14 protein-coding genes are annotated in these 20,679 nt (G+C 73.4%); 9 read left to right on the top strand and 5 right to left on the bottom strand.

Annotation, left to right across the window (positions count from 1 at the left end; genetic code table 11):
• Nucleotides 1-176: 176 nt before the first annotated feature.
• Nucleotides 177-2,786 carry a beta-glucosidase family protein gene (locus EMA17_RS12265; RefSeq protein WP_246126611.1) on the bottom strand — a complete coding sequence of 870 codons (2,610 nt, stop codon included), beginning with the start codon at nt 2,784-2,786 and terminating at the stop codon, nt 177-179.
• 61 nt (nt 2,787-2,847) lie between these two features.
• Between EMA17_RS12265 and EMA17_RS12270 the strand changes: the two genes are divergently transcribed.
• The gene (locus EMA17_RS12270; RefSeq protein WP_126636963.1) at nt 2,848-3,489 is read left to right on the top strand and encodes a TetR family transcriptional regulator; all 642 of its coding nucleotides are present in this window, start codon (nt 2,848-2,850) and stop codon (nt 3,487-3,489) included.
• An 8-nt stretch (nt 3,490-3,497) separates the two neighbouring features.
• Here EMA17_RS12270 and EMA17_RS12275 read toward each other — a convergent pair whose 3' ends face one another.
• On the bottom strand, nt 3,498-5,795 hold the full coding sequence (locus EMA17_RS12275; protein ID WP_126636964.1) for an alpha-L-rhamnosidase-related protein: 2,298 nt from the start codon (nt 5,793-5,795) through the stop codon (nt 3,498-3,500).
• Nucleotides 5,796-5,945: 150 nt separating this feature from the next.
• Entirely contained in the window at nt 5,946-6,848 is a 903-nt protein-coding gene (locus tag EMA17_RS12280) for an alpha/beta fold hydrolase (RefSeq protein ID WP_126636965.1), read from the bottom strand.
• 236 nt (nt 6,849-7,084) lie between these two features.
• Here EMA17_RS12280 and EMA17_RS12285 point away from each other — a divergent pair, with 236 nt between their 5' ends.
• The 5 genes from EMA17_RS12285 (at nt 7,085) to EMA17_RS12305 (ending at nt 16,874) form a co-directional block, all read left to right on the top strand.
• Nucleotides 7,085-8,419: a type 1 periplasmic-binding domain-containing protein gene (locus tag EMA17_RS12285; protein ID WP_126636966.1), complete on the top strand. Its 1,335-nt coding sequence runs from the start codon at nt 7,085-7,087 to the stop codon at nt 8,417-8,419.
• Between the two features lie 4 nt (nt 8,420-8,423).
• Complete coding sequence (locus EMA17_RS12290; protein WP_246126612.1) at nt 8,424-10,781, top strand: ATP-binding protein; 2,358 nt, start codon at nt 8,424-8,426, stop codon at nt 10,779-10,781.
• Nucleotides 10,774-13,740: a branched-chain amino acid ABC transporter permease/ATP-binding protein gene (locus EMA17_RS12295; RefSeq protein ID WP_126636967.1), complete on the top strand. Its 2,967-nt coding sequence runs from the start codon at nt 10,774-10,776 to the stop codon at nt 13,738-13,740. The genes EMA17_RS12290 and EMA17_RS12295 overlap by 8 nt, the downstream gene beginning before the upstream one ends.
• 3 nt (nt 13,741-13,743) lie before the next feature.
• Nucleotides 13,744-14,697, top strand: coding sequence for an alpha/beta hydrolase (locus EMA17_RS12300; protein ID WP_126636968.1), 954 nt, complete (start codon nt 13,744-13,746; stop codon nt 14,695-14,697).
• 179 nt (nt 14,698-14,876) lie between these two features.
• Complete coding sequence (locus EMA17_RS12305; RefSeq protein ID WP_126636969.1) at nt 14,877-16,874, top strand: CocE/NonD family hydrolase; 1,998 nt, start codon at nt 14,877-14,879, stop codon at nt 16,872-16,874.
• A gap of 261 nt (nt 16,875-17,135) precedes the next feature.
• Here the strand turns inward: EMA17_RS12305 and EMA17_RS12310 are convergent, their stop codons facing one another.
• Nucleotides 17,136-17,546, bottom strand: a complete 411-nt coding sequence (locus EMA17_RS12310; RefSeq protein ID WP_126636970.1) for a VOC family protein — start codon at nt 17,544-17,546, stop codon at nt 17,136-17,138.
• Nucleotides 17,547-17,602: 56 nt separating this feature from the next.
• On the opposite strand from EMA17_RS12310, the gene EMA17_RS12315 reads away from it, so the two are divergent.
• Both EMA17_RS12315 and EMA17_RS12320 read left to right on the top strand, forming a co-directional pair.
• Complete coding sequence (locus tag EMA17_RS12315) at nt 17,603-18,046, top strand: MarR family winged helix-turn-helix transcriptional regulator (protein WP_126636971.1); 444 nt, start codon at nt 17,603-17,605, stop codon at nt 18,044-18,046.
• A gap of 134 nt (nt 18,047-18,180) precedes the next feature.
• Nucleotides 18,181-18,783 carry a hypothetical protein gene (locus EMA17_RS12320; RefSeq protein ID WP_126636972.1) on the top strand — a complete coding sequence of 201 codons (603 nt, stop codon included), beginning with the start codon at nt 18,181-18,183 and terminating at the stop codon, nt 18,781-18,783.
• A gap of 40 nt (nt 18,784-18,823) precedes the next feature.
• Here EMA17_RS12320 and EMA17_RS12325 read toward each other — a convergent pair whose 3' ends face one another.
• Nucleotides 18,824-19,990: a pyridoxal phosphate-dependent aminotransferase gene (locus EMA17_RS12325; RefSeq protein ID WP_126636973.1), complete on the bottom strand. Its 1,167-nt coding sequence runs from the start codon at nt 19,988-19,990 to the stop codon at nt 18,824-18,826.
• Nucleotides 19,991-20,074: 84 nt separating this feature from the next.
• Between EMA17_RS12325 and EMA17_RS12330 the strand changes: the two genes are divergently transcribed.
• Nucleotides 20,075-20,611 (top strand): helix-turn-helix domain-containing protein, encoded by a 537-nt coding sequence (locus tag EMA17_RS12330; RefSeq protein ID WP_126636974.1) that lies wholly within the window; start codon nt 20,075-20,077, stop codon nt 20,609-20,611.
• The last annotated feature ends 68 nt before the right edge of the window (nt 20,612-20,679 follow it).

Genomic DNA, 20,679 nt, shown 5'->3' on the forward strand with positions numbered 1-20,679 from the left:
CCTGGCCGGGCTGGGGTTGGTTCGGTCTTCGGCCGGTGTCCTCAAGCGCCGGACGGGCTGGGTTTTGTGGTTCGAGTGTTTCGGAGCCCGGCCGGGCTTGATGTCCTCGAACGCCGGACGGGCCTGGGTTGTGGTTTGCGTGGTTGGCTCGGCCGGCGTTCGAGGTGGGGGTCTGCTCAGGTGGTCGTGGGGGTGGGGATTGTCAGGGTTGTGGTGAGGGGGAGGTTGGTGCTGGAGCTGCCTATGTGCAGGGTGTATGTGCCTGGTTCGGTTTGGGGGCCCTTGCCGGGTGACCAGTGTTGGAAGGCTCGGGCGGGGATGTGTAGGTCGACTGTGGCTTCCGTGTCGGGGTCGGCGGTGGCGTGGGTGTAGGACGCCAGCCAGGACACCGGGCGTTCGATGGTGCTGTCGGGGCGGCTCAGGTAGGCCTGGACGAGGTGGCGGCCGGGGCGCGTGCCGGTGTTGCGGACCGTTACCCGGGCCACGAAGTCCGGGCCTGATGGGCGTGTTTCGACGCCTGCGTGAGTCCAGGTGGTCCAGCCGAGGCCGTGTCCGAACGGGTAGGCCGGGGTCGCGCCGGCTCGGGCCCAGCCGCGGTGGCCGATGTGGATGCCCTCGGTGTAGTCGAGGCGGCCCGCGATCGGCGTGGTGGTCAACACCGCCGGGTCGTCCTCGTACGCGGGCCAGGTCACCGGGAGTCGGCCGCCCGGCTCGACCCGCCCGAGCAGGACGTCGGCCAGTGCCGCGCCGAACTCCTGGCCGGGGAACCAGCCGACCAGGATCGCCGCGACCTCCGACCGCCACGGCAGCAGTACGGGCGAGCCGCTGTTGAGGACCACGATCGTGTTCGGGTTGACCTCGGCCACCCGGCGGATCAACTCGTCCTGCCTGCCCGGCAGGGACAGGTGGATGCGGTCGCGGCCCTCGCTGTCGCTCTCCTCGGTGCTGCCCACGACCACGATCGCCACTTCGGCGTCGGCGGCGACCGCGACCGCGTGTGCCAGGTCCTCGTTCTCGTGCGCCGCCGGCGGGTCGACGCCCAGGACGAAGCCGGTGCCCGGGCGTTCCAACGCGAACTCGTGGCGCAACCGGAGTTCGACCTCCTGGCCGGCCTTCAGGTCCAGTTCGGCCCAGCGCTCGGGCGGGGTCAGGATGCCGCCGAGCGGATCGTCGGTGACCAGGTCCTCGTCCACCACCACGACGTCGTCCGCGGCCAGTCGGAAGCGGCCCACGCCGGCGACCCCGATGCGATGCGGACCGTCCTCGCCGACCTCCAGGACGCCGACCGCCTCGATCGCCACGGCCTGCGCCACGATCGGATCGTCCAGCCACAACAGCCGCCCGCCGCCCCGCAGTTCCTCGTGCAGCACGTCGCCGTCCGGGCCGAGGAAGCGCACCCGCAGGCCGCGGGCGCCGGACCCCGGGTCGCGCACCTCGGCCTCGGTGACCGCCGGCAGGCGGTGACGGATCCGCGCGCCGACGGCGTGCTCCACCCGCACCTCCGGGCCGAGCGCCGCCCGCAATCCCGCGAGCGGGCCGATCGTGTACGGCGGGATCACCGTCGCGCTGCCGCCGCCCTGGATCCGCGGCGTGTCCGCGTTGGGCCCGAGCACCGCCACGCGGCGCAGCCGGTTCGGGTCCAGCGGCAGCGCCGTCCCCGTGTCGCGCAGCAGTACGATGCCGGCCGCGGCGGCCTCGCGCAGCAGCGCGGCCGGCTCCGGCGCGGGGGCGGGCGCGAGCGGGGTCGGGGGTACGCCGTCGAGCGCGCCGACCCGGGAGGCGAGGAGCAGCAGGTGCCGCACCTTGTCGTCCACGGCCCGCTCCGGCACCCGTCCGTCCCGGACCGCCGCCACCAGGGCGGCGCCCCAGGGCTGGTCCGGGCCCGGGCCCGGCATCGCCAGGTCCAGGCCCGCCCGCCCGGCGCCCTCGGTCGAGCGGGTCGCGAACCAGTCCGAGACGACCAGCCCGTCGAAGCCCCACTCGGTGCGCAACGGGGTCTCCAGGAGCGGGCTTTCCGTCATCGTCACGCCGTCGACGGAGTTGTACGCGGCCATCAGCGCCCAGACCCCGCCCGCGCGCACGATCTCCTCGAACGCGGCCAGGTGCACCTCGTGCAGCGCCCGCTCGGACATCCGCACGTCGACCGAGTAGCGCTCCGTCTCCGAGTCGTTGGCGGTGTAGTGCTTGACCGTGGCCGCCACGCCGCCCGACTGCACGCCGCGCACCAGTGCCGCGCCGATCCGTCCGGACAGCAGCGGGTCCTCCGAGTAGCACTCGAAGTGCCGCCCGGCGTACGGGCTGCGCTGGAGGTTGACGGTCGGGCCGAGCACGACGTCCACCCCCTTGCGGCGCGCCTCGCCGGCGAGCAGCGCGCCGACCCGCTCGACCAGGTCCTCGTCCCAGGAGGCGGCGAGCGCGGTCGGGCAGGGCAGCGAGGCGGACGGCTCGCGCTCGTCGAAACGTTCGCCGCGCACGCCCGCCGGGCCGTCGCACAGCACCATCTCGCGCAGTCCGATCGCCGGTTCGGCGGCGGTGCGCCAGAATCCCGAACCGGTGAGCAGTCGGACCTTGCGTTCCAGATCCAGTTCCGCGAGCGCGGCCTCGATCCGCGCGTGCGGGTCCGACTCCCGGGCCCGGGCTTCCGGCGCGCGGGGATCCGGTCCACGCTGATCCGGCACGCGCGGCGGGGGTGGTGAGTCGATTTCGGGTGACGCGGCGGCGCCGTACGCCGTCGCGACCGGGGGCATGGGGTGGGTGCGGTCATCATGACCGTTGGCCTGCGACACGAGGGGCACACTACATTCAATACATTCCAGCTGGAATGCTTTCACGAGGGGAGCCGGACGGATGTCGGATCGCACGGGGGCGCGGGGCCCGTACGCGCGAGGGGTCGCACGGCGGCAGGAGATCGTGCACGCGGCCCTGGAGGTCTTCGCCACGCGCGGGTACGACGCGGTGTCGCTGCGCGAGATCGCCGCCCAGGTGGGCCTGTCGCATACCGGGCTGCGCCACCATTTCGCGTCGAAGGAGGACCTGCTCACGGCGGTGCTGCGGTACAAGGACGAGTTGACGCTCACCCCGGACGAGCCGGTCGACGTCTCCGGGATCGCCTGGGTGCGGGCGAGCCGGGACGTGGTCGCGCTCAACGCCCGGCAACCGCTGCTGATCCGGCTGTTCGCCACGTTGTCGGTGCAGGCCACCGATCCCGCGCATCCGGCGCACACGTACTTCGTCGAGCGCTACCGGATCGCGCGGGAGATCGCCACGCGGCACCTGGTCCAGGCCCGGGACGACGGCGACATCGCCGCCGACGTGGACGCCGAGCACTGCGCGGAGTTGATGCTGGCCGCGATGGACGGCCTCCAGGTGCAGTGGCTGCTCGAACCCGATCGGGTGGACATGGTCGCCGCGTACGGGCAGTTCCTGGACCGTTTCCTGGCCGTGCTGGCCGTTCCGCTGCCCGGGGACGGCGGAACGGCGCAGCGGTAGCCGGGCGGTCAGCCGCCCGAACGCGCGATCGTGTGCCGGCCCGCCGGGTAGGGCCGGCCCGCGTGCACGAAGGGCAGCGGGCTGTCCACGGTCAGTTCCGTCGGCGTCACGACCACGCCGATCGGGCCGGCCGGGCTCGGCACCGCTCCCTCGGCGTGGGTCAGTCGCCCGAGCGCGGGTTCGATCCGGGCCACCGCGAACCCGGGCTCGGCCGGCTCGACGCCGAGTACCCGGGTCATCAGGTCCCGGGTCGGCGTCGAGGACCAGCCGTGGCTGACCGTGCCGCCGTACCAGGTCTCGCTCCACGAGGTGTCGCTGCGGTCGAGCAGGACGAGCCAGTCCAGGCACAGGTCCGCGATCAGGTCGGCCCGGCCGGCCAGGGCCAGCGCGTCGTGCACGACGTAGCGGAAGAACGGCTGGGCCCGGACCACCTGCCGGTCGGTGTCCCACCAGGGTTCCGGCGGCCCCGCCCGCAGGTGCGCGCCGCCGACCTCGGTGTCCGAGCCGGGCTCGGCGGGACCCTTCGGGGCGCTGAACGCGGCGTGTACGAGGGCGGGTTCGTCGGTGAGCACGTGCACCAGACGATCGATCCGCGCGGCCGGGACCAGGCCGCCGACCAGCGCCGCGGCCTGCCCGTGCTGGGACGCCATCGGGCGCCGCTCGCCGTCGGCGATCGAGTCGGCGTAGCGCTCGCGTTCGGGGTCCCACAACCGCTCGAACCCGGCCGCCAACCGGGCATGCGTGGCGCGCGCCCAGTCGGCGCGGGAACGGTCGCCGAGCCAGGACGCCAGTTCGGCGAATTCGAGCAGCGCCCGACCCCACAACCCGCACAGCGCGGCCGAGACGCCCTCGGTGTGCACGGCCGACCAGTCGATGATCACCCAGCCGAACACGTCGGTGGGCAGGCCGGATTCGTCCAGGAACGGGACGAACCAGCGCAGCACCCGCTCGACCACCGGCAGCAGCTCGGCGATCTCCTCGCGGTCGCCGACATAGCGGTACAGGTTCCACACCGAATGCACCCAGTGCAGCGCCCAGTCCGGGATGACGGTGAAGTCGGCCCACTCGGCGTCGCCCGCCACCGCCATCGGCAACATGCCGTCCGGGCGCGGCGACGCGGCCAGCCGGGGATGCCAACGGGCCAGTCGCCAGTCGGCGTTGGTGGTCAGGTCCACCATCTGGTGCACCACCGCGTCGCCGGTCCAGGCGCGTTGTTCGCGGGTCGGGCAGTCGAGGTAGGCGTCCGCCGAGCACAGCGTCACGGTGCGCCGGCCGATCCGCCAGATCTGCTCCAGGCGCGGGTCCGAGCAGGCGAACCACGCGTCGCCGGTGACCGGATAGGTGCGTTCGCGGACGGCCACGCCGTGTACGACGACACCGTCGGGGGCCTCGACGAGTGCGCCGCGAAGCCCGTAGGAGTCGACGGATTCGAGGGTGCGGCGGGTGCCGTCGGTGGTCGAGGCCAGGCTCGCGTCGTGTTCGCCGGGTGCGGGCCGCCCGGTCGGGTCGGCGAACTCGGCGGTGTGTACCAGGACCTCGGCGCCCGCCGGGCCGGTCGCGTCGACCACGAGCGTGCCGGAGAGCACCCGGTCGGCGGTGTACGCGCCGTCCTCGCCCGGGGTCAGCGCGATCAGGCGCGGTCGCGGCCAGGTGATCGGCCGGCCGCCGAACGGGCCGCCGGGGTAGCTGGGCGGCTCGGGCCGGCCGGGTTCGCCGGTGGTCATCGCCCGTCGCAGCACCGCCGCGGGCCAGCCGGGGTCGCGGTCGGGGCGCTGCCAGTCGGCGGGCAGCGCGCGGGCGTCGAGCAGTTCGCGGCCGCGTCCGGAGACGCTGCCGCCGCCGGGGGTGGCGGTCCAGCCGGACAGGACCCGGCCCTGCCAGCGCTCGTCGGTGTGGAACCAGGTGTCCGGGCCGAGCCGGGCCTCGAGCACGAAGGCGCCGTGCACGAGGTCGTTGGCGAACGGCGACGGCGGCAGCCACCACGCCGTGGGGCCGTCGTGTACCCAGGCGAGCGCCGTGACGACGTTGGTGCCCGGGCGCAGGGCCGGGGCCAGGTCGAGGTCGTCGTACGGCCGCATGCGCGGGTTCGCGCGCACCGGCCCGCGGGCCACCTCGACCCCGTTGACGGCCAGCGCGTAGCCGGACAGGGCGACCACGCGCGTGGGCACCCGCTCGGGGACCCGGTCGAGTTCCAGGACGGCCCGCAGCGCGACGGTGTGCCGCCCGGGGGGCGGGCCGTCCGGCGACTCGGCCCAGATCCATCGGGCCCGCCAGCGTCCGGGCGGAAAGTCGATATCGGCGATCACGCGATCGTTCCTTCGTGTCGGGGAAGTGGGTGCGGCCGGGTCGGGGAGGCGAGCGCGGCGCACCCGTACGCCCTGGGCACTCGTACGCCCGGGGCGGGGTCCTGGGGCCGATCCGGCGGCGCGGTGCCGCCCGGGGCCGCCGGAGGGGTCCTAGCGGGCCAGGTGCCCGCGAACCGCCGCCAGCCAGTCCTGTGGCCGTTCGGTCTGCGGGCTGTGTTTGGCGCCGGCGATCACCCGCAGCCGGGCGCCGGGGATGCCCGCCGCGAACTGTTCCGCCGCGCCGCGCAGGCGCCGGTCGTGTTCGCCGACCACCACGGTGACCGGGCAGGAGACCTCGGCCAGCCGGCCGACCAGCGACGGGTACGTGCCGAGCGCCTGCGCGCAGCCGACGAACGCGGCGCGGTCCATCCCGGCCAGCGCCCGCGACTGCCGCTCGCGGCGGGCCAGGTCCTCGGGCGAGGCGTCGGCGGGCGCGCGCGTCAACGGCTTGAGCAGGGTGAGCAGCGGCTTGAGGCCCCATCGGCCGACCACCGCGTTCAGGCCCCGGCTCAGCACCCGCTGGACCGGGGTCGAGGTGGGTTCGGCGGCGGTGTCCATCAGCACCAGCGAGCGCACCCGATCCGGGTGGGCCAGCGTGTACCGCAGCGCCAGCACACCGCCCATCGAGTGGCCGAGCAGGTCGAACGGCTCGGGCAGCACGCGCTCGGTGAACGACTCCAGGTCGGCCGAGAGGTGGTCGAAGGTGTAGGCCGACCGCTCGCCGAATTTGTCGCTGTCGCCGTGCCCGCGGTGGTCGTACGCGAGCACTCGACGATCATGGGCGAGCAGCGGCGCCACGCCGTCCCAGTCGGCCGCGCTGCCCGCGAATCCGTGCAGCAACAGGAGCGGTGCCGCACCCGATCCGGGGTCGGCCGAGGGCAGGTCGCGGTACCGCAGATCGGCCGCCGACCAGGGCGAACGGGGTGGGTCGAGGTGATGCGCTCGGGCCTCGCCGCGGGTACCGCCGGCGAGGAGTCGGGATGATGCCGTCCACGAAAGCCTTCCATCTGGCATGTATTCGATGTTAGCGTCCCGCCGTCGTGATGTGACACACAAATCCCCCGGATTCCCGACGGCCCGGACCTCGCGCCCACCGTCTCGACTCCCGATCCGCCATCGGACGTCGGTGCTCCCCGGCATCGCCCCCACCTCCACCCCCGCCTCCGCCCCCATCATCCGAACCCACGATCCGAACCCGGGATCGAACCACCGTTGATCCATTGCTTCCTTTGAAGGACAGGTGAGCCGTTGTGTTGCTCCGAGGAGACGGACCCGCTCCCGCGCGACGTATCGCTGTAGGCGTCCTGCTCGCCGCCTTCGGCCTGACCGCCGCGGCCGGCTGCTCGGTCGAGAAGACGTCGGACGCCGAGAAGCCCTCGGGCCCGGCCGCCGCCCCGAGCGGCCCGGCCCGAGGCGTCACCGACACCACCGTCAAGCTCGGCGTCGCCGCCACCGACCCCGCCCAGCTCAAGGCCTTCGGCGTGCCCAGTGAGGGCCCGGCGAGCAAGGACCTGTACGCCGCCTGGGTCGCCGCGCAGAACAAGCGCGGCGGCGTCCAGGGCCGCACCATCGAACTCGCCTTCCGCCCGTTCCTGCCCACCGGCCCGGCCGAGGCGCAGGCCGCGTGCGTGGAACTGAGCGAGGACAAGAAGGTGTTCCTGGCCATCGGCATCCTCACCGGGGACACCCCGCTGTGCTTCACCGAGACGCACGGCACCCCCTACCTGGGCCAGTGGGGCCAGTCCGCCGAGCGCGACCGCCGCTCGAAGGCCCCGTTCGTCGCCCTGGAGATGGCCGACGACCGGCAACGCGCCGCCGCCGTGCAGGCGTTGCTCGACCAGAAGTTGTTGCAGGGCAAGAAGGTCGCGCTCTACTGGGAGGCCCAGGACGCGGCCGTCACCAAGAACACCGTGAAGCCGCTGCTCGACGCGGCCGGCGTCGACGTGGTCGTGCAGACCCCGCTCGACGACTACGGCAAGGACCAGGCCGCCGGCGACCAGGCGTTGGACACGCTGGTGCAGAAGATGCGCTCGGCGGGCGCGGACACCATCCTCAACACGTCCAACTTCTCCAACCTGATGATCGCGCTGCAACGTGCGAACTGGCTGCCCGAGCAGGTGTACGCCACCTCGGCCCAGGCGCTGAGCCCGGCCGTGGTCAAGACCACCGGGATCAAGCCCGCCACCATGCAGCGGGTGACGGTGGCCGCGCCGTACATCCCGACCAAGGCCGAACTGCTGGCCGATCCCGGGCTGACCGCGTGTGTCGAGGAGTACAACGCGGGCGGCACCGGCGACCGGTTCGACGCGGCCGCGGCGAGCCGCGAGGCGCTGAGCGCGGTGGCCAACTCGTGCGCCGCGTTCCGGCTGTTCGTCCAGGCGAGCGACGCCGCCGGCCGCGACCTGACCGCCGCCTCCTGGCAGCGCGGCGCCGAATCGTTGACCAAGCTCACCCTGCCGGGCATGCCGCTCGCCTCGCTCGGCGCCGGCAAGCACAGCGCGGGCGACGCCGTCGGCGTGTTCCGCTGGGACGCGGCACAGAGCCAGATGCTCCCGGCGGGACCGCCGATCTCCGCCGTCAAGTGAGCCCGTGACGGCACGCGAAATTCCGAGAAAGGCCGAGCACATGGACGGCGGCACCGCCGCACCCCAGCGGGACGGCACCGGAGGCGAGCGCGGCGATCTGGCCGACCTCGCCGGTGCGGTCCTGGACGAATCACCCCCGACGGCCGCGCGACGGCCGTCGGGCCGGACCCGGCGGTCCGCCGGCACAGCCGACACCGCCGTCCCCGGTGTCGGCTCCGCCGGCGCCGACCCGGCCGGCAAACCCCCCGCCGAGAGCCCGACCCTGCGGCAGGGGCTGCGTCGCGGCGGCACCTCGGTGTTCACCGTGCTGCTGATCCTGACCGCGCTCGACGAACTGGAGGGCGCCGCACTGGCGGTGCTCGCCCCCGACATCCGGGACAGCCTGGGCGTGGGCAACGGCACGATCGTCTTCCTCGGCGTCGCGGCGGGCGCGTTCACCGTGCTCGGCGCGGTGCCGATGGGCTGGATCGCGGACCGCTTCCGACGCGGCCCGGTGATCGGCGCGTCGACCGCGTTCTTCGCGGTGATGGTGTTCCTGTCGGGTTTCGCGATGAACGCGTTCATGTTCTTCTGGACCCGCTTCGGCGCGGGGGTGGCCAAGTCCAACAGCGGTCCCGTGCAGGGATCGTTGCTCGCGGACACCTACCCGATCGGGATCCGCGGCCGGCTCGGCGCCTCGATCGGGGTCAGCGGCCGGCTCTGCGCGGTGCTCAGCCCGCTGGTGGTCGGCGGGATCGCGGCGGCCGTCGGCGGGCCCGACGGCTGGCGATGGGCCTACTACCTGCTCGGCCTGCCCGTGGTGATCTTCGCCGCGTTCGCCTTCTTCCTGCCCGAACCCCCTCGCGGGCAGTGGGAGAAGACCGACGTGCTCGGCGAGGTGATCGAGGACGAGGACCCGCCGCCGATCTCGATCGAGGCGGCGTTCGCCCGACTCGGCCGGATCCGCACCCTCAAGACGGTCATCCTCGCCTTCGCCGCGATGGGCTTCGGCCTGTTCACCACCCCCGTGCTCGGCAATCTGTTCCTGGAACAGGAGTACGGCCTGGACGCGTTCGAGCGCGGCATGGTCGGCACCGCGGGCGGGGTCGCCGGGTTGCTCGTGCTGCCGTTCGTCGGCCGCTACTACGACCGGCGGTTCCAGGAGGACCCGGCCCGGGCGCTGCGGTTGATCGGGCTGCTCATCGTGCCCTCGGCACTGTTCGCGCCGCTCCAGTTCTTCGCCCCGAACCCGGTGTTGTTCGCCGTCTTCGGGGTGCCGCAGGTGGTGCTGCTGTCCTGCGCGTTCGCGCTGATGGGCCCGCTGATGCAGACGATCGTGCCGTATCGGCTGCGCGGTCTGGGCACCGCGATGGCGTCGATCTACGTGTTCTTCATCGGCGCCACCGGCGGCGGCCTGGTCTCCGCGCCGCTGATCGACGGCTTCGGCCCGCGCACCGCGGTGCTGATCACGCTGGTCCCGGCCACGATCATCGGCGGCCTGCTGATCATGCGCGGCGCCGAGCACGTGCACGGCGACCTCGCGCTGATCGTCGCCGAACTGCACGAGGAACAGGCCGAACACGCGCGCCGGCAGGCCGAACCGGACCGGTTGCCGGTGCTCCAGGTCAACCACGTGGACTTCTCCTACGGCCAGGTGCAGGTCCTGTACGACGTCGGCTTCGAGGTGCGCCGCGGCGAGGTGCTGGCCCTGCTCGGCACCAACGGCGCGGGCAAGTCGACCATCCTGCGGCTGATCGCGGGCCTGACCACGCCCGAACGCGGGGTGATCCGACTGAACGGACGCACCGTCACCTTCGTCGCCCCCGAACAGCGGGTGCGGATGGGCATCGTGTCGCTGGCGGGCGGGGCGGGGGTGTTCCCGGGGATGAGCGTGCGGGAGAACCTGGAGATGGGCGCGTACATCCACCGCGCCGACCCCGACCTGGTGCGCGAGCGCATCGAGCGCTCGCTCGCGCTGTTCCCGCGGCTGGTCGAGCGGGCCGACGAGCCCGCCTCGGCGCTGTCGGGCGGCCAGCAGCAGATGCTCGCGTTGGCGATGGCGCTGCTGCACGACCCCGAGGTGTTGCTGATCGACGAACTCTCGCTCGGGCTCGCCCCGGCGATGGTCGGCGAACTCCTGGAAGTGATCGAACGGCTCCGGGCCGAGGGACTGGCGATGATCGTGGTCGAGCAGTCCCTGAACGTGGCGATGTCGATCGCCGACCGGGCGCTGTTCCTGGAGAAGGGCCGCATCCGGTTCGAGGGCGCGGCGGCCGACCTGGCCGAACGCGACTTCGTCCGGGCGGTGTTCCTGGGCGGCGACGCGGGAGCGGACACCTCGGACGAGCGCAGCGCATCCGGAAAGAGCGTCGACCATGGCTGACCTGATGACCCGCCAGATCGCCTTCGACGGTCTGGTCAACGGCCTGGCGATCGGCCTGATCGCGCTCGGCGTGGTGCTGGTGTACCGATCGAGCCGGGTGATCAACTTCGCGGTCGGCAACCTCGGCGTGATCGGCGCCGCGCTGCTGCCGCTGGCCGTGATCAACTACGGCGTGCCGTTCTGGGCCGCGCTGCTCGGCGCGCTCCTGGTCGGTACACTCGCCGGCACCATCGTCGAACTCGCGGTGATCCGCCGCCTGTTCCACTCCGCCCGGGTCACCGTGCTGATCGCCACCATCGGGGTGGCCCAGGCGTGCGTGGCCGCGGTGCGCTCGTTGCCCGACGTGGACGGCGCGGTCCGGGCGAGCTACCCGGTGGCCATCGACGCCCAATGGCAGATCGCGGGCGTGCGGGTCACCGGCGCCCAGGTGTGCGTCCTGGTCGTGGTGCCGGTCGTGGCCGGCGCGCTGACCTGGTTCCTCGGCCGCACCACCCGGGGCCGGGCGGTCACCGCCTGTGCGGAGAACCCCGACCTGGCCCGCACCGTCGGGATCAGCCCCAAGATCGTGTCCACCGTGGTGTGGACCATCGCCGGCCTGCTGTCCACCCTCGCGATGATCCTCATCGCCGGCCAGTCGGGCCGGGTCTCGGCCACCGCCGACCTGGGCCCCAACACCATGGTGCGGGCGATGGCCGCCGCGGTGATCGCCGGGCTCACCTCGTTCCGCTGGTCGATGCTCGCGGGCGTGCTGATCGGCGTGCTCCAGGCGGCCGTTCGGTTCAACTTCGTGGAACAGACCGGCCTGGTCGACTTCCTGCTGCTGTGCGCCGTGGTCACCGCGGTGTGGGTGCGCGCCCGGCGCGACGCGCGCACCGACCAGCGGGCCGGGACCCGGGCGTTCGCCACCGGACCGCGACCGGCCCCGATCCCGGAGCGGCTGCGCGGGGTGTGGTGGATCCGGCACATGAACAAGCTCGCGCTGATCGTGCCGCTGCTGATCGCCGTACTGCTGCCGCTGGTGGTCACCCAGGCCTCCCGGCACCTGCTCTACGGCACGATCCTCGCGTTCGCGATCTGCGCGTGTTCGCTCACCGTGCTCACCGGCTGGGCCGGGCAACTCTCGCTCGGCCAGATGGCGTTCGCCGGACTGGGCGCGCTCACCGCCGCCGCGCTGACGCGCGGTCTGTCGATCGACATCGGCGGCGACCGCACCATCGCCTTCCAGGCGCTGCCGTTCGCGCCCTCCGTGCTGGTGGCCGCGCTGGTCACCGCCGCGCTGGCCGCGATCGTCGGTGTCGGGGCGCTGCGGGTGGACGGCATGCTGCTCGCCGTCAGCACCTTCGCGCTCGGCGTCGCCGCGGCGGCCTACCTGTACCGGCGGCCGTTCCTGACCGACGGCAACGCCTCCTCCGTGCCGATGCCCAGGGGTGACCTGCTCGGTCTGGACCTGGCCGACGAACGCACCTACTACTACGTGCTGTTGGTCGTACTGATCGTGGTCCTGGCGCTGCTCGCCCGACTGCGTGCACACGGCGTCGGGCGGCGTACGATCGCGGTCCGGGACAACCCGGAGGCCGCCGCGGCCTGCACCGTGCCGCCGCTGCGCACCAAGGTCACCGCGTTCGCGCTGTCCGGCGCGATCGCCGGCCTCGGCGGCGCGCTGCTCGCGGGCAGCGTGCAGAGCGTGCCGCTGACCGAACGGTTCTTCCAGGTGTCGGACTCGTTGACCCTGGTGGCGATCGTGGTGATCGGCGGCCTCGGCTCCACGATCGGTCCGGTGATCGGCGCGGTGTGGGTGGTCGGCCTGCCGGCCTTCTTCCCGGGCAACGCGCTGGTGCCGCTGTTCGCCTCCAGCATCGGGCTGCTCGTCCTGCTCCTGTACTTCCCCGGCGGGCTCGCCCAGATCGGCAACGCGGCGCGCGCCGCGCTGCTGGACTGGGCCGAGAGGCGGCTCCCCGAACCGAGTGCGGCGCCGGCGCCGACGCGTGCGCCGAAACCGGAACGCCCCATGCGTGTTCGGGAGCGGGCCGCCGCCGAGGCGTCCGCCGCCGACGCCGCGTCCGCCGCGCCCGTGCTGGTCACCCGCGACGTGTCCGTGCGCTACGGCGGCAACACCGCCGTCGACAAGGTGTCCATCGAGTTGCGCCCCGGCGAGATCCTGGGCCTGATCGGCACCAACGGCGCGGGCAAGTCCACCCTGCTCAACGCGATCGGCGGCTTCGCGCCGGCCACCGGTTCGGTCGAACTGCTCGGCCGCGACGTCTCGCGCCTGGCTCCGGCCCGGCGGGCCGCGCTCGGCCTGGGCCGCACCTTCCAGGCGGCCCGCCTGTTCCCCGAACTCACGGTGCGGGAGACGGTGTTGGTCGCGTTGGAGGCGCGCGGTCGATCCGGGCTCGGCGGCACCGCGCTGTTCCTGCCCGCCGCCACGCGGGCCGAACGCCGGCGGCGGGCCGAGGCCGCCGACCTGATCGACCTGGTCGGCCTGGGCCGCTACGCCGACACCCCGGTGGCCCGACTGTCCACCGGGACCCGGCGCATCGTCGAGTTGGCCAACCTGATCGCGCTCGACGCACGGGTGTTGTGCCTGGACGAGCCGACTGCCGGCGTCGCCCAGCGCGAGACCGAGGCACTGGGTCCCCTGCTGCTGCGGCTGCGCCGGGAGTTGCGTGCCGCGATGATCGTGATCGAGCACGACATGCCGTTCATGATGTCGATCAGCGACCGGCTGTACTGCCTGGGCGCGGGCCGCGTCATCAGCGAGGGCACGCCGGAGGAGGTGCGCTCCGACCCGGCGGTGATCGCCGGCTACCTCGGCACCGACACCCGCGCCATCGACCGCTCCGGAGCCCTCGGCGCCGACGCCCCCGTCGCGCCGCGACCCGTTTCCGTTTCCGCCCCCGTCCCCGTTTCCGTTCCCGCCCCGCCGCACCCCGCGGCCGATCCCGCGCCGGAGAGCTGACCCATGCCCCTGGACCCGCCGATCCAACGCATCATCGACCTGCTCGCCGACCACCGTTCCGCCGACCCGCCTCCGGGTACGTTGGCCGAGCGGCGCGAACTCGCCAACGCCACGATGCGGCTCGCCTTCACCGGTCGCCCCGACGACGTCACCGCGACCGACCACCGGATACCGGTCCCGGGCGGCGAGATCACCGTGCGCATCCTGCGCCCGGCCGGACTGCCCTCCGCCGCACCGGCGTTCTACTTCATCCACGGCGGCGGCTGGTTCCAGGGCGACCTGGACACCGCCGAGGTGGAGTTGGGGCCGATCACCGCGCAGGTGGCCTGCGCGGTGGCGCTGGTCGACTACCGGCTCGCGCCCGAACACCCCTACCCGACACCGCTGGAGGACTGCGTCGCGGGTTACGCGTGGCTGCACGCGCACCACGCCGAGCTGGACCTGGACCCGAACCGGATCGCGGTCGGCGGGTGCAGTGCGGGCGGCAACCTCGCCGCGCTGCTGTGCCTGGTCGCCCGTGATCGACAACTGCCCATGCCGGTCGCGCAGTTGCTGGACGTACCCGGGGTGGATCTGACCCGGATGGAACCCTCGGCCGGCCCGGAGGCGACCGCGGACCTCGGCGGCCTGACCCCCGAGGCCTGCAACGAGTTCTTCGACCTGTACCTGCCCGAGGGCGTCGACCCGCGCGACCCGCGCGTGTCCCCGCTGTTCGAGCCGGACCTGAGCGGTCTGCCCCCGGCGGTGATCACCATCGCCGAGCACGACCCGCTGCGCGACCAGGGCGAGCGCTACCTGACCCGGCTGCACGAGGCGGGTGTGCCCGCCGCCGCCTTCCGCGTCCTGGCCCATCTGCACGGCGGCTGGGTCATCCCCGGCACCGTCACGCACGCCCTCGTGGGCGACCTGCGCGCGGCGTCGGTGCGCCGCGCCCTCGCCGGCACGCTCGCCCCCTGACCCCGGGGCGTGGCTTCGGTCCTCCGCCGGACGACCGAAGCCACGCCCCGGTCGGATCCACCCCCGTAACACCACCCCCATCCACCCCGATCCACCGTCCCCGACGAAACACGCGCCATCTTCGCCCGTTTCATCCATTTTTGTTCATTTTCACCCTCGCGCGACCTTTGGAGGTCAGGGTGTCCGTCCACATCCGCAGACAGCGGGCCACTCGGCAAGCCGCGGCCAGACGCCGCCTCGTCGTGTCCCTCGGCTCGGTCCTCGCCCTCGTCGCCGCGCTGTTCGGCGCGGTCCCGGCCGGCTCGACGCCCGCCGCCGCGACGCCGCTCGTGCAGGGCAGCGTCGCGCAGTACGGCGTCGCCACGCAGCTCAACGTCCCCGTCACGATGGCCGACGGAACCGTGCTTCGGGCCGACGTCCGCACGCCCGCCACTGCCGGCACCACCACCCCGGCCACCGGCTCGTTCCCGGTGCTGCTGACCCAGACCCCCTACGGCCGGGGCGGGGTCGAGGCCGAACTGTCCTGGTTCACCCAGCGCGGCTACATCACCGTCAGCGCCGACGTGCGCGGCACCGGCACCTCGGCCGGATCCTGGTCGCCGTGGGCGCCGATCGAGGGCCAGGACGGCGCCGCGCTCGCGAACTGGGCCGCCGCGCTGCCGCACGCCGACGGCAAGGTCGGCCTCTACGGCGGCTCGTACGCCGGCATCAACCAGATCATGACCGCCGCGGCCGTCGGCCCGAACTCGCCGATCAAGGCGATCTTCCCGCTCGTGGCGGGCAACGACCTGTACCGCGAACTGGTCACCATGGGCGGCATCCCCGACTCCCAGTTCATGTCCTTCTGGCTCACCTACACCGGCATCTCGCACATGACCGCGCCGCTGGCCGAGGCACTGCGCGAGGGCTCGACCCAGAACATCCTGGACACCCTCACCCTGGAGATCCAGCACCTCGGCGGCGTCGCCCAATCCAACCTGCCGATCCTCACCGGCCTTCTCGGCGGCGGCGCGCAGGCCTACGACGGCACCTTCTGGCAGCAGCGGCGCCCCGCCGACATGCTGGCGAGCGTGGTCGCCAACGGCGTGCCGGCGTTCCTGGTCGGCGGCTGGTACGACCTGTTCCAGCGCGGCGCGTTGATGAACTACGCCGGACTGCAGAACGCGTGGGCCGGTCGCCCGGTCGGCGCGCCGATGACCGCCGACCAGCCGGTCACCGACCGCTACCAGCTCCTGATGGGCCCCTGGTACCACGACCCGCGCCAGGACCCGACGCTCGACCTGCCCGCGCTGCACCTGCGCTGGTATGACAAGTGGCTGAAGGGCATCGACACCGGCATCACCGGCGCCGCGAACCCCAACCCGCTGCACGTCAAGGAACTGGGCACCAACCGCTGGCTGGACACCCGCGCCTACCCGTTCACCGGCGCCGACCCCACCCGCCTGTACCTGGACAAGGGCCGCACCGGCAGCGCCCCGGCCTCGGCCAACGACGGCGGGCTGAGCACGACCGCGCCCACCGCCAACGGCAGCGAGTGGATCAGCTGGACCGCCAACAACAGCCCGTGCACCCGCTCGACCGCCCAGTGGCTCGGCGGCTTCATCAAGGACCCGGCCTGTACCGACAGCAACACCGCGCGGGAGACCGGGACCGGCTCGCTCGTCTACACCACGGCCCCGATGACCGAGACCAAGGTGCTCGCCGGCCCGATCGGCGCGACCCTGTACGCCCAGTCCAACACCCCCGAGACGCACTGGGTGGTCACCGTCACCGACGTCGCCCCCGACGGCTCGTCGGTGCCGCTCAGTTCGGGCGCCCTGGCCGGCTCGCACCGCGCGATCGACCCGGCCAAGTCCTGGTACGCCCCGGACGGCAGCATGCTGATGCCGTACCACCCGTCGACCCAGGCGACCACCTCGTCCGTGCCGACGAACCAGGTCGTGCGCTACGACGTGGAGGTCTTCCCGACCTTCGCCTCGATCGCCCCCGGTCACCGGATCCGGGTGAACGTGACCACCGCGGACACCCCGCACCTGTCCGCCACGCTGACCCAGACGCCGGGCCTGCTGGCCGGCATCTGGCAGCTCAAGTCCGGTCCCGCCAACCCGTCGTCGGTCACCATCCCGCTGGCGCCGGCCTCGGCGTTCGGCACGGCGTGCACGAGCGTGTGCCCGTAGTGGTGCCCGCTCGATGACGGCATGACCCGCACGCGCCCGGCCGGGGGAGGCATCCCCGACCGGGCGCGTGTCCGCGCGACCGCGCCGGCCGTGACCCGCGCCGCCCCACCCCCTGCCGCCCGCGACCACCGGTCGTCGGGCGGTTTCGCGGTTCCGGGATCTTTGGCGGATGCGCGTGGCACCGCGCGGTAGACCGCCCGGATCACCCCCGACGCCCGACCCGACTCGGCGCCGAACCCGGCGGGCGTTTGCAGACCCGCGCTAGTAGACCTGGAGTTCGAGGAGGTTGCCGTCGGGGTCGCGGACGTGGGCGCTGTGCAGGCTCGCGCCCCAGGCCGGGCGGTGGGTGGGCGGCGTGACGGAGCGGGCGCCGTGCGCCAGGCACAGGGCGTAGCCCGCGTCCAGGTCGGTGACCCGGCTGACCAGCATGGCGCGGTCCTGTGTCGGATCCGGGGCGGCGGCCGGCAGGTGCTCGGTGCCGACCACGGAGGCGAGCATCGCCCGGTCGAACAGGACCAGCGCGCCCTCGGTGCCCACGTCCCAGCTCGCGTACGGGCCGTTCTCGTCGCCCCGGGCCCGGGTGGCGCCGATCAGCTCGGGCAGTACCGCGTCGTAGAAGCGGAAACACTCGGCGAACCGGTCGACGAGGAGGCGTGGGTGGAGGGCGTCCATCGGATCTCCTATTCATAGGTGTGCACCAATGATTGGTGTGACCCTACAATAGCGTCATGGACGAGACCACACCCCCGACGCTGACCGCGCTCAGCACCTACCTGCTGTCCCGCGTCGGCAAGGCGGCCCGGAACCGGCTCGGCGAGCAACTGGCGCCGCGGGGGCTGCGGTTGTGGCACACGGCCGTGCTCGCCGCGCTGGCCGACTTCGGCGCGCACGCCCAGCGCGACCTCGCCGCACGCCTCGGGATCCATGCCAGCGACGTGGTCAAGGTGCTCGACGAACTGACCGCCGCCGGCTGGGTGGAGCGCGCGCGCGATCCCGCCGACCGCCGCCGGGTGCGGGTCACGCTCACCCCGGCCGGGCGCGCCGCGCTGGCCGAGCAGGAGGCGGCGGCGCGCGCCGTACAGGAGGAGATCCTGGCCCCCCTGGACGCCGAGGAACGTGCGCTCCTGCACGACTTCCTGCTCCGGATGCACCGCGAACTGCCGCTTCGCTGATCCGAAACCGGGCGGCGCCCGCGCCCCGAGGCGCCGATTTGGCCTGCGGATTCAAAGTGTGTTCGAGTATCCGGGCATGGGCATGATCCGGTGCAGTGGCCGGACGAAGATCACGCGATCGGAGAGGAACACCAGTGAGCGATCGCGGGATCCGGGAGTACGGCCTCGACGGGGAGTTGGCACGTGTCGCGGGTGTCGAGGTCCGACTCGTCGTGGACGGATTCGCGGCCTGGGGCCTGGAGTGGGTCGACGGGCCCACGGTGGACCGGATGCGCGCCCACGTGGCCGCCGTACGGGCCGGCCGGCGCGGCATCGCGCCGCCCGAACACCGGCTCGAATACCGACGTCGGCAGAGCCCGCGCGCATGGGCCGCGCGGGCCGTCGCCGCGATGCGGGACGTGAGTTCGGTCCGGGCGGTGGCCGCGGGCGCCGCGCTGCGGCGCAACCACCCGGCGGGCCGGAGTCGACGCCCCGGCGGGCTCCGGCCGGAGGACCACGCGCTGCTCGACCTGGTGCAGCGGCTGTACGAGGGCAGCGCCGACCCGGAGCGGGCCGACCGGCCGGAGGACGAGCCGCTGATACGGCGGCTGCTGGCCGAGGGCAACCAGTCCAGGGAGGCGATGTGCCGCATCCTCAACGACGCCGACCCGAACCTCGGCTTCGGCGCCGACGACCTGCGCCGCACCGAGTCCGGCAGGCCGATCCTGCGCCTGGTGTCGGGGGATTCGGGCCGCTGAGGAGCGCGCGCGCCGTGCCTGCCGCACCCGCCCCGCCCGCTCAGCCGAACGCGGCCACGAACCGTGTGCGCAGGTCGTCCAGCCGCTCGGCCGGCTCGTTGGCGAACACCAGGCGCAGATACGTGTCGCCCGCCGGGCCCCACCCGTTCATCGGCGTGGCCGCGACCCGGCCGAGTCGGAACAGCCGTTCGGCGGCGACTTCGGGCGGCAGGCCCATCGCGGCGGTGTCGATCAGCAGCGACCAGCCGCCGTGCGGGGGGATGCACGGGTAGTCGGCGAGCCGGTCGAGGATCGTCGCGCAGCGGCCCCGCCAGATCGCCGTCGCGGCGGCGACGTCGGCGTCGGCGTCCGGCGCGGACAGCGCGGCGGCGACCGCCTCCTGGGCGATGCCGACCGGGCAGACCACATTGCTCAGGCCGACGAGTTTGACGTCGGCCATCAACTCGGCGGGGCCGACCACCCAGCCGACTCGCCAGCCGATCATCCGCAGTTCTTTGGAGGCCGTGCCGCACGTGACGGTGCGGTGGGCCAGGCCCGGATGCGCGGCGGGGTGCTCGGGGGCCCTGCCGTCGAAGCGGATGCGCTCCATCGCGGCGTCGTGGATCACCCAGCAGTCGTGCTCCGCGACCGCCCGGGCCAGCGCGTCCCAGTGGCCGGCGTCGAGCAGCGCGCCGGTGGGCATCGCCGGGGCCATCACCAGCACGGCGGCGGTGTTCGGGCCGACGGCGGCGGCGAGTTCGTCCGGGTCGGTGTGCCAGCCGGCGGTGCTCGGCGTGCACGGCACATGGCGCGGGACGCCGCCGGCGAGGCGGATCCGGTTGACCAGGCCGGCGTAGATGGGGTCGGCGATCACCACCTCGCGCCCGGGTTCGACGGTGGCGAGCAGCACGTCGAGCACGCCGTTGAGGCCGCCGGCCGCGTTGACCACCTCGGTGTCCGGGTCGTACGCGCGCCCCGCGATCCGGCCCACGTGCGCGGCGACGGCCGCCCGCAGCCGCGCCGAGCCGTGGAACGGCAGGTAGCTGTTGGCGGCGTCGTCGTCGATCGCGGCCCGGGTGGCGGCCAGCGCCACGGCCGGTGGGCGGATGTCGGTGTCCAGGTTCTCCAGGCGCAACAGCTCCGGGTCGTGCGCGGCGTCGGCCGCGTCGCCGACCCTGTCCACACCGATGCCCGGGATGTGCCGGAGGCGGGTTACCCGAGTGACCATGATCCCGATCTCCCTCGCATGTGCCGGTAAACTGGTACGCCGGTCCAGCATAATGAACGCCATGACCATCGCAAGGGAATCCGCATGACCATCGCGCGCGACATCGGCAACAACATTCGCGTCCTCCGCGAGGCGGCCGGCCACTCGCTCGCCGACCTCGCCGCGAGCGCCGGGCTGAGCAAGACCACGCTGCACGGCATCGAACAGGGCGAGGCCAACCCGACGCTCAGCACGCTGTGGGCGCTCGCCGCCGCGCTGGACGTGCCGCTGGGCGGCCTGCTCGACGGCGGCGCGTCGGCCGTCACGGTGGTCCGGGCCGACCAGGGCCCGACGGTGCGCGGCGACGCGGTCCGGGGCCGCCTGCTGCACCGGGTGCACGTGCGCGGCTGGGTCGAGCTGTACGAACTCGACGTGGACGCCGCCGAGCAGGTGTCCGAACCGCACCGGCCCGGCGTGGAGGAGTGCCTGCTGGTCACCGAGGGCCGGGTGGAGACCGGACCGGCCGCGGATCCGCGGGAGTTGGCGGCGGGCGACTCGATCCGCTTCGACGCGGCCCGGCCGCACGTGTACCGGGGGCTGGACGAGCACAACCGGGCGGTGCTGCTGATGGTGCACCACTGACCCCGGGGCCGGCCCCGCCGGGTGTGGGCAGAGTCACCATACTTTGACCAATCTTCTTTGCGTCGAAG

It is taken from the genome of Embleya hyalina, from assembly GCF_003967355.1.
GTDB classification, from domain to species: Bacteria; Actinomycetota; Actinomycetes; order Streptomycetales; family Streptomycetaceae; genus Embleya; species Embleya hyalina.

What these genes read in the sequence shown, in the direction of transcription:
- EMA17_RS12270 (WP_126636963.1), top strand. Translation starts at nt 2,848, where the DNA reads ATGTCGGATCGCACGGGGGCGCGGGGCCCGTACGCGCGAGGGGTCGCA.
- EMA17_RS12280 (WP_126636965.1), bottom strand. Translation starts at nt 6,848, where the DNA reads ATGCCAGATGGAAGGCTTTCGTGGACGGCATCATCCCGACTCCTCGCC.
- EMA17_RS12295 (WP_126636967.1), top strand. Translation starts at nt 10,774, where the DNA reads ATGGCTGACCTGATGACCCGCCAGATCGCCTTCGACGGTCTGGTCAAC.
- EMA17_RS12300 (WP_126636968.1), top strand. Translation starts at nt 13,744, where the DNA reads ATGCCCCTGGACCCGCCGATCCAACGCATCATCGACCTGCTCGCCGAC.
- EMA17_RS12310 (WP_126636970.1), bottom strand. Translation starts at nt 17,546, where the DNA reads ATGGACGCCCTCCACCCACGCCTCCTCGTCGACCGGTTCGCCGAGTGT.
- EMA17_RS12315 (WP_126636971.1), top strand. Translation starts at nt 17,603, where the DNA reads ATGGACGAGACCACACCCCCGACGCTGACCGCGCTCAGCACCTACCTG.
- EMA17_RS12325 (WP_126636973.1), bottom strand. Translation starts at nt 19,990, where the DNA reads ATGGTCACTCGGGTAACCCGCCTCCGGCACATCCCGGGCATCGGTGTG.
- EMA17_RS12330 (WP_126636974.1), top strand. Translation starts at nt 20,075, where the DNA reads ATGACCATCGCGCGCGACATCGGCAACAACATTCGCGTCCTCCGCGAG.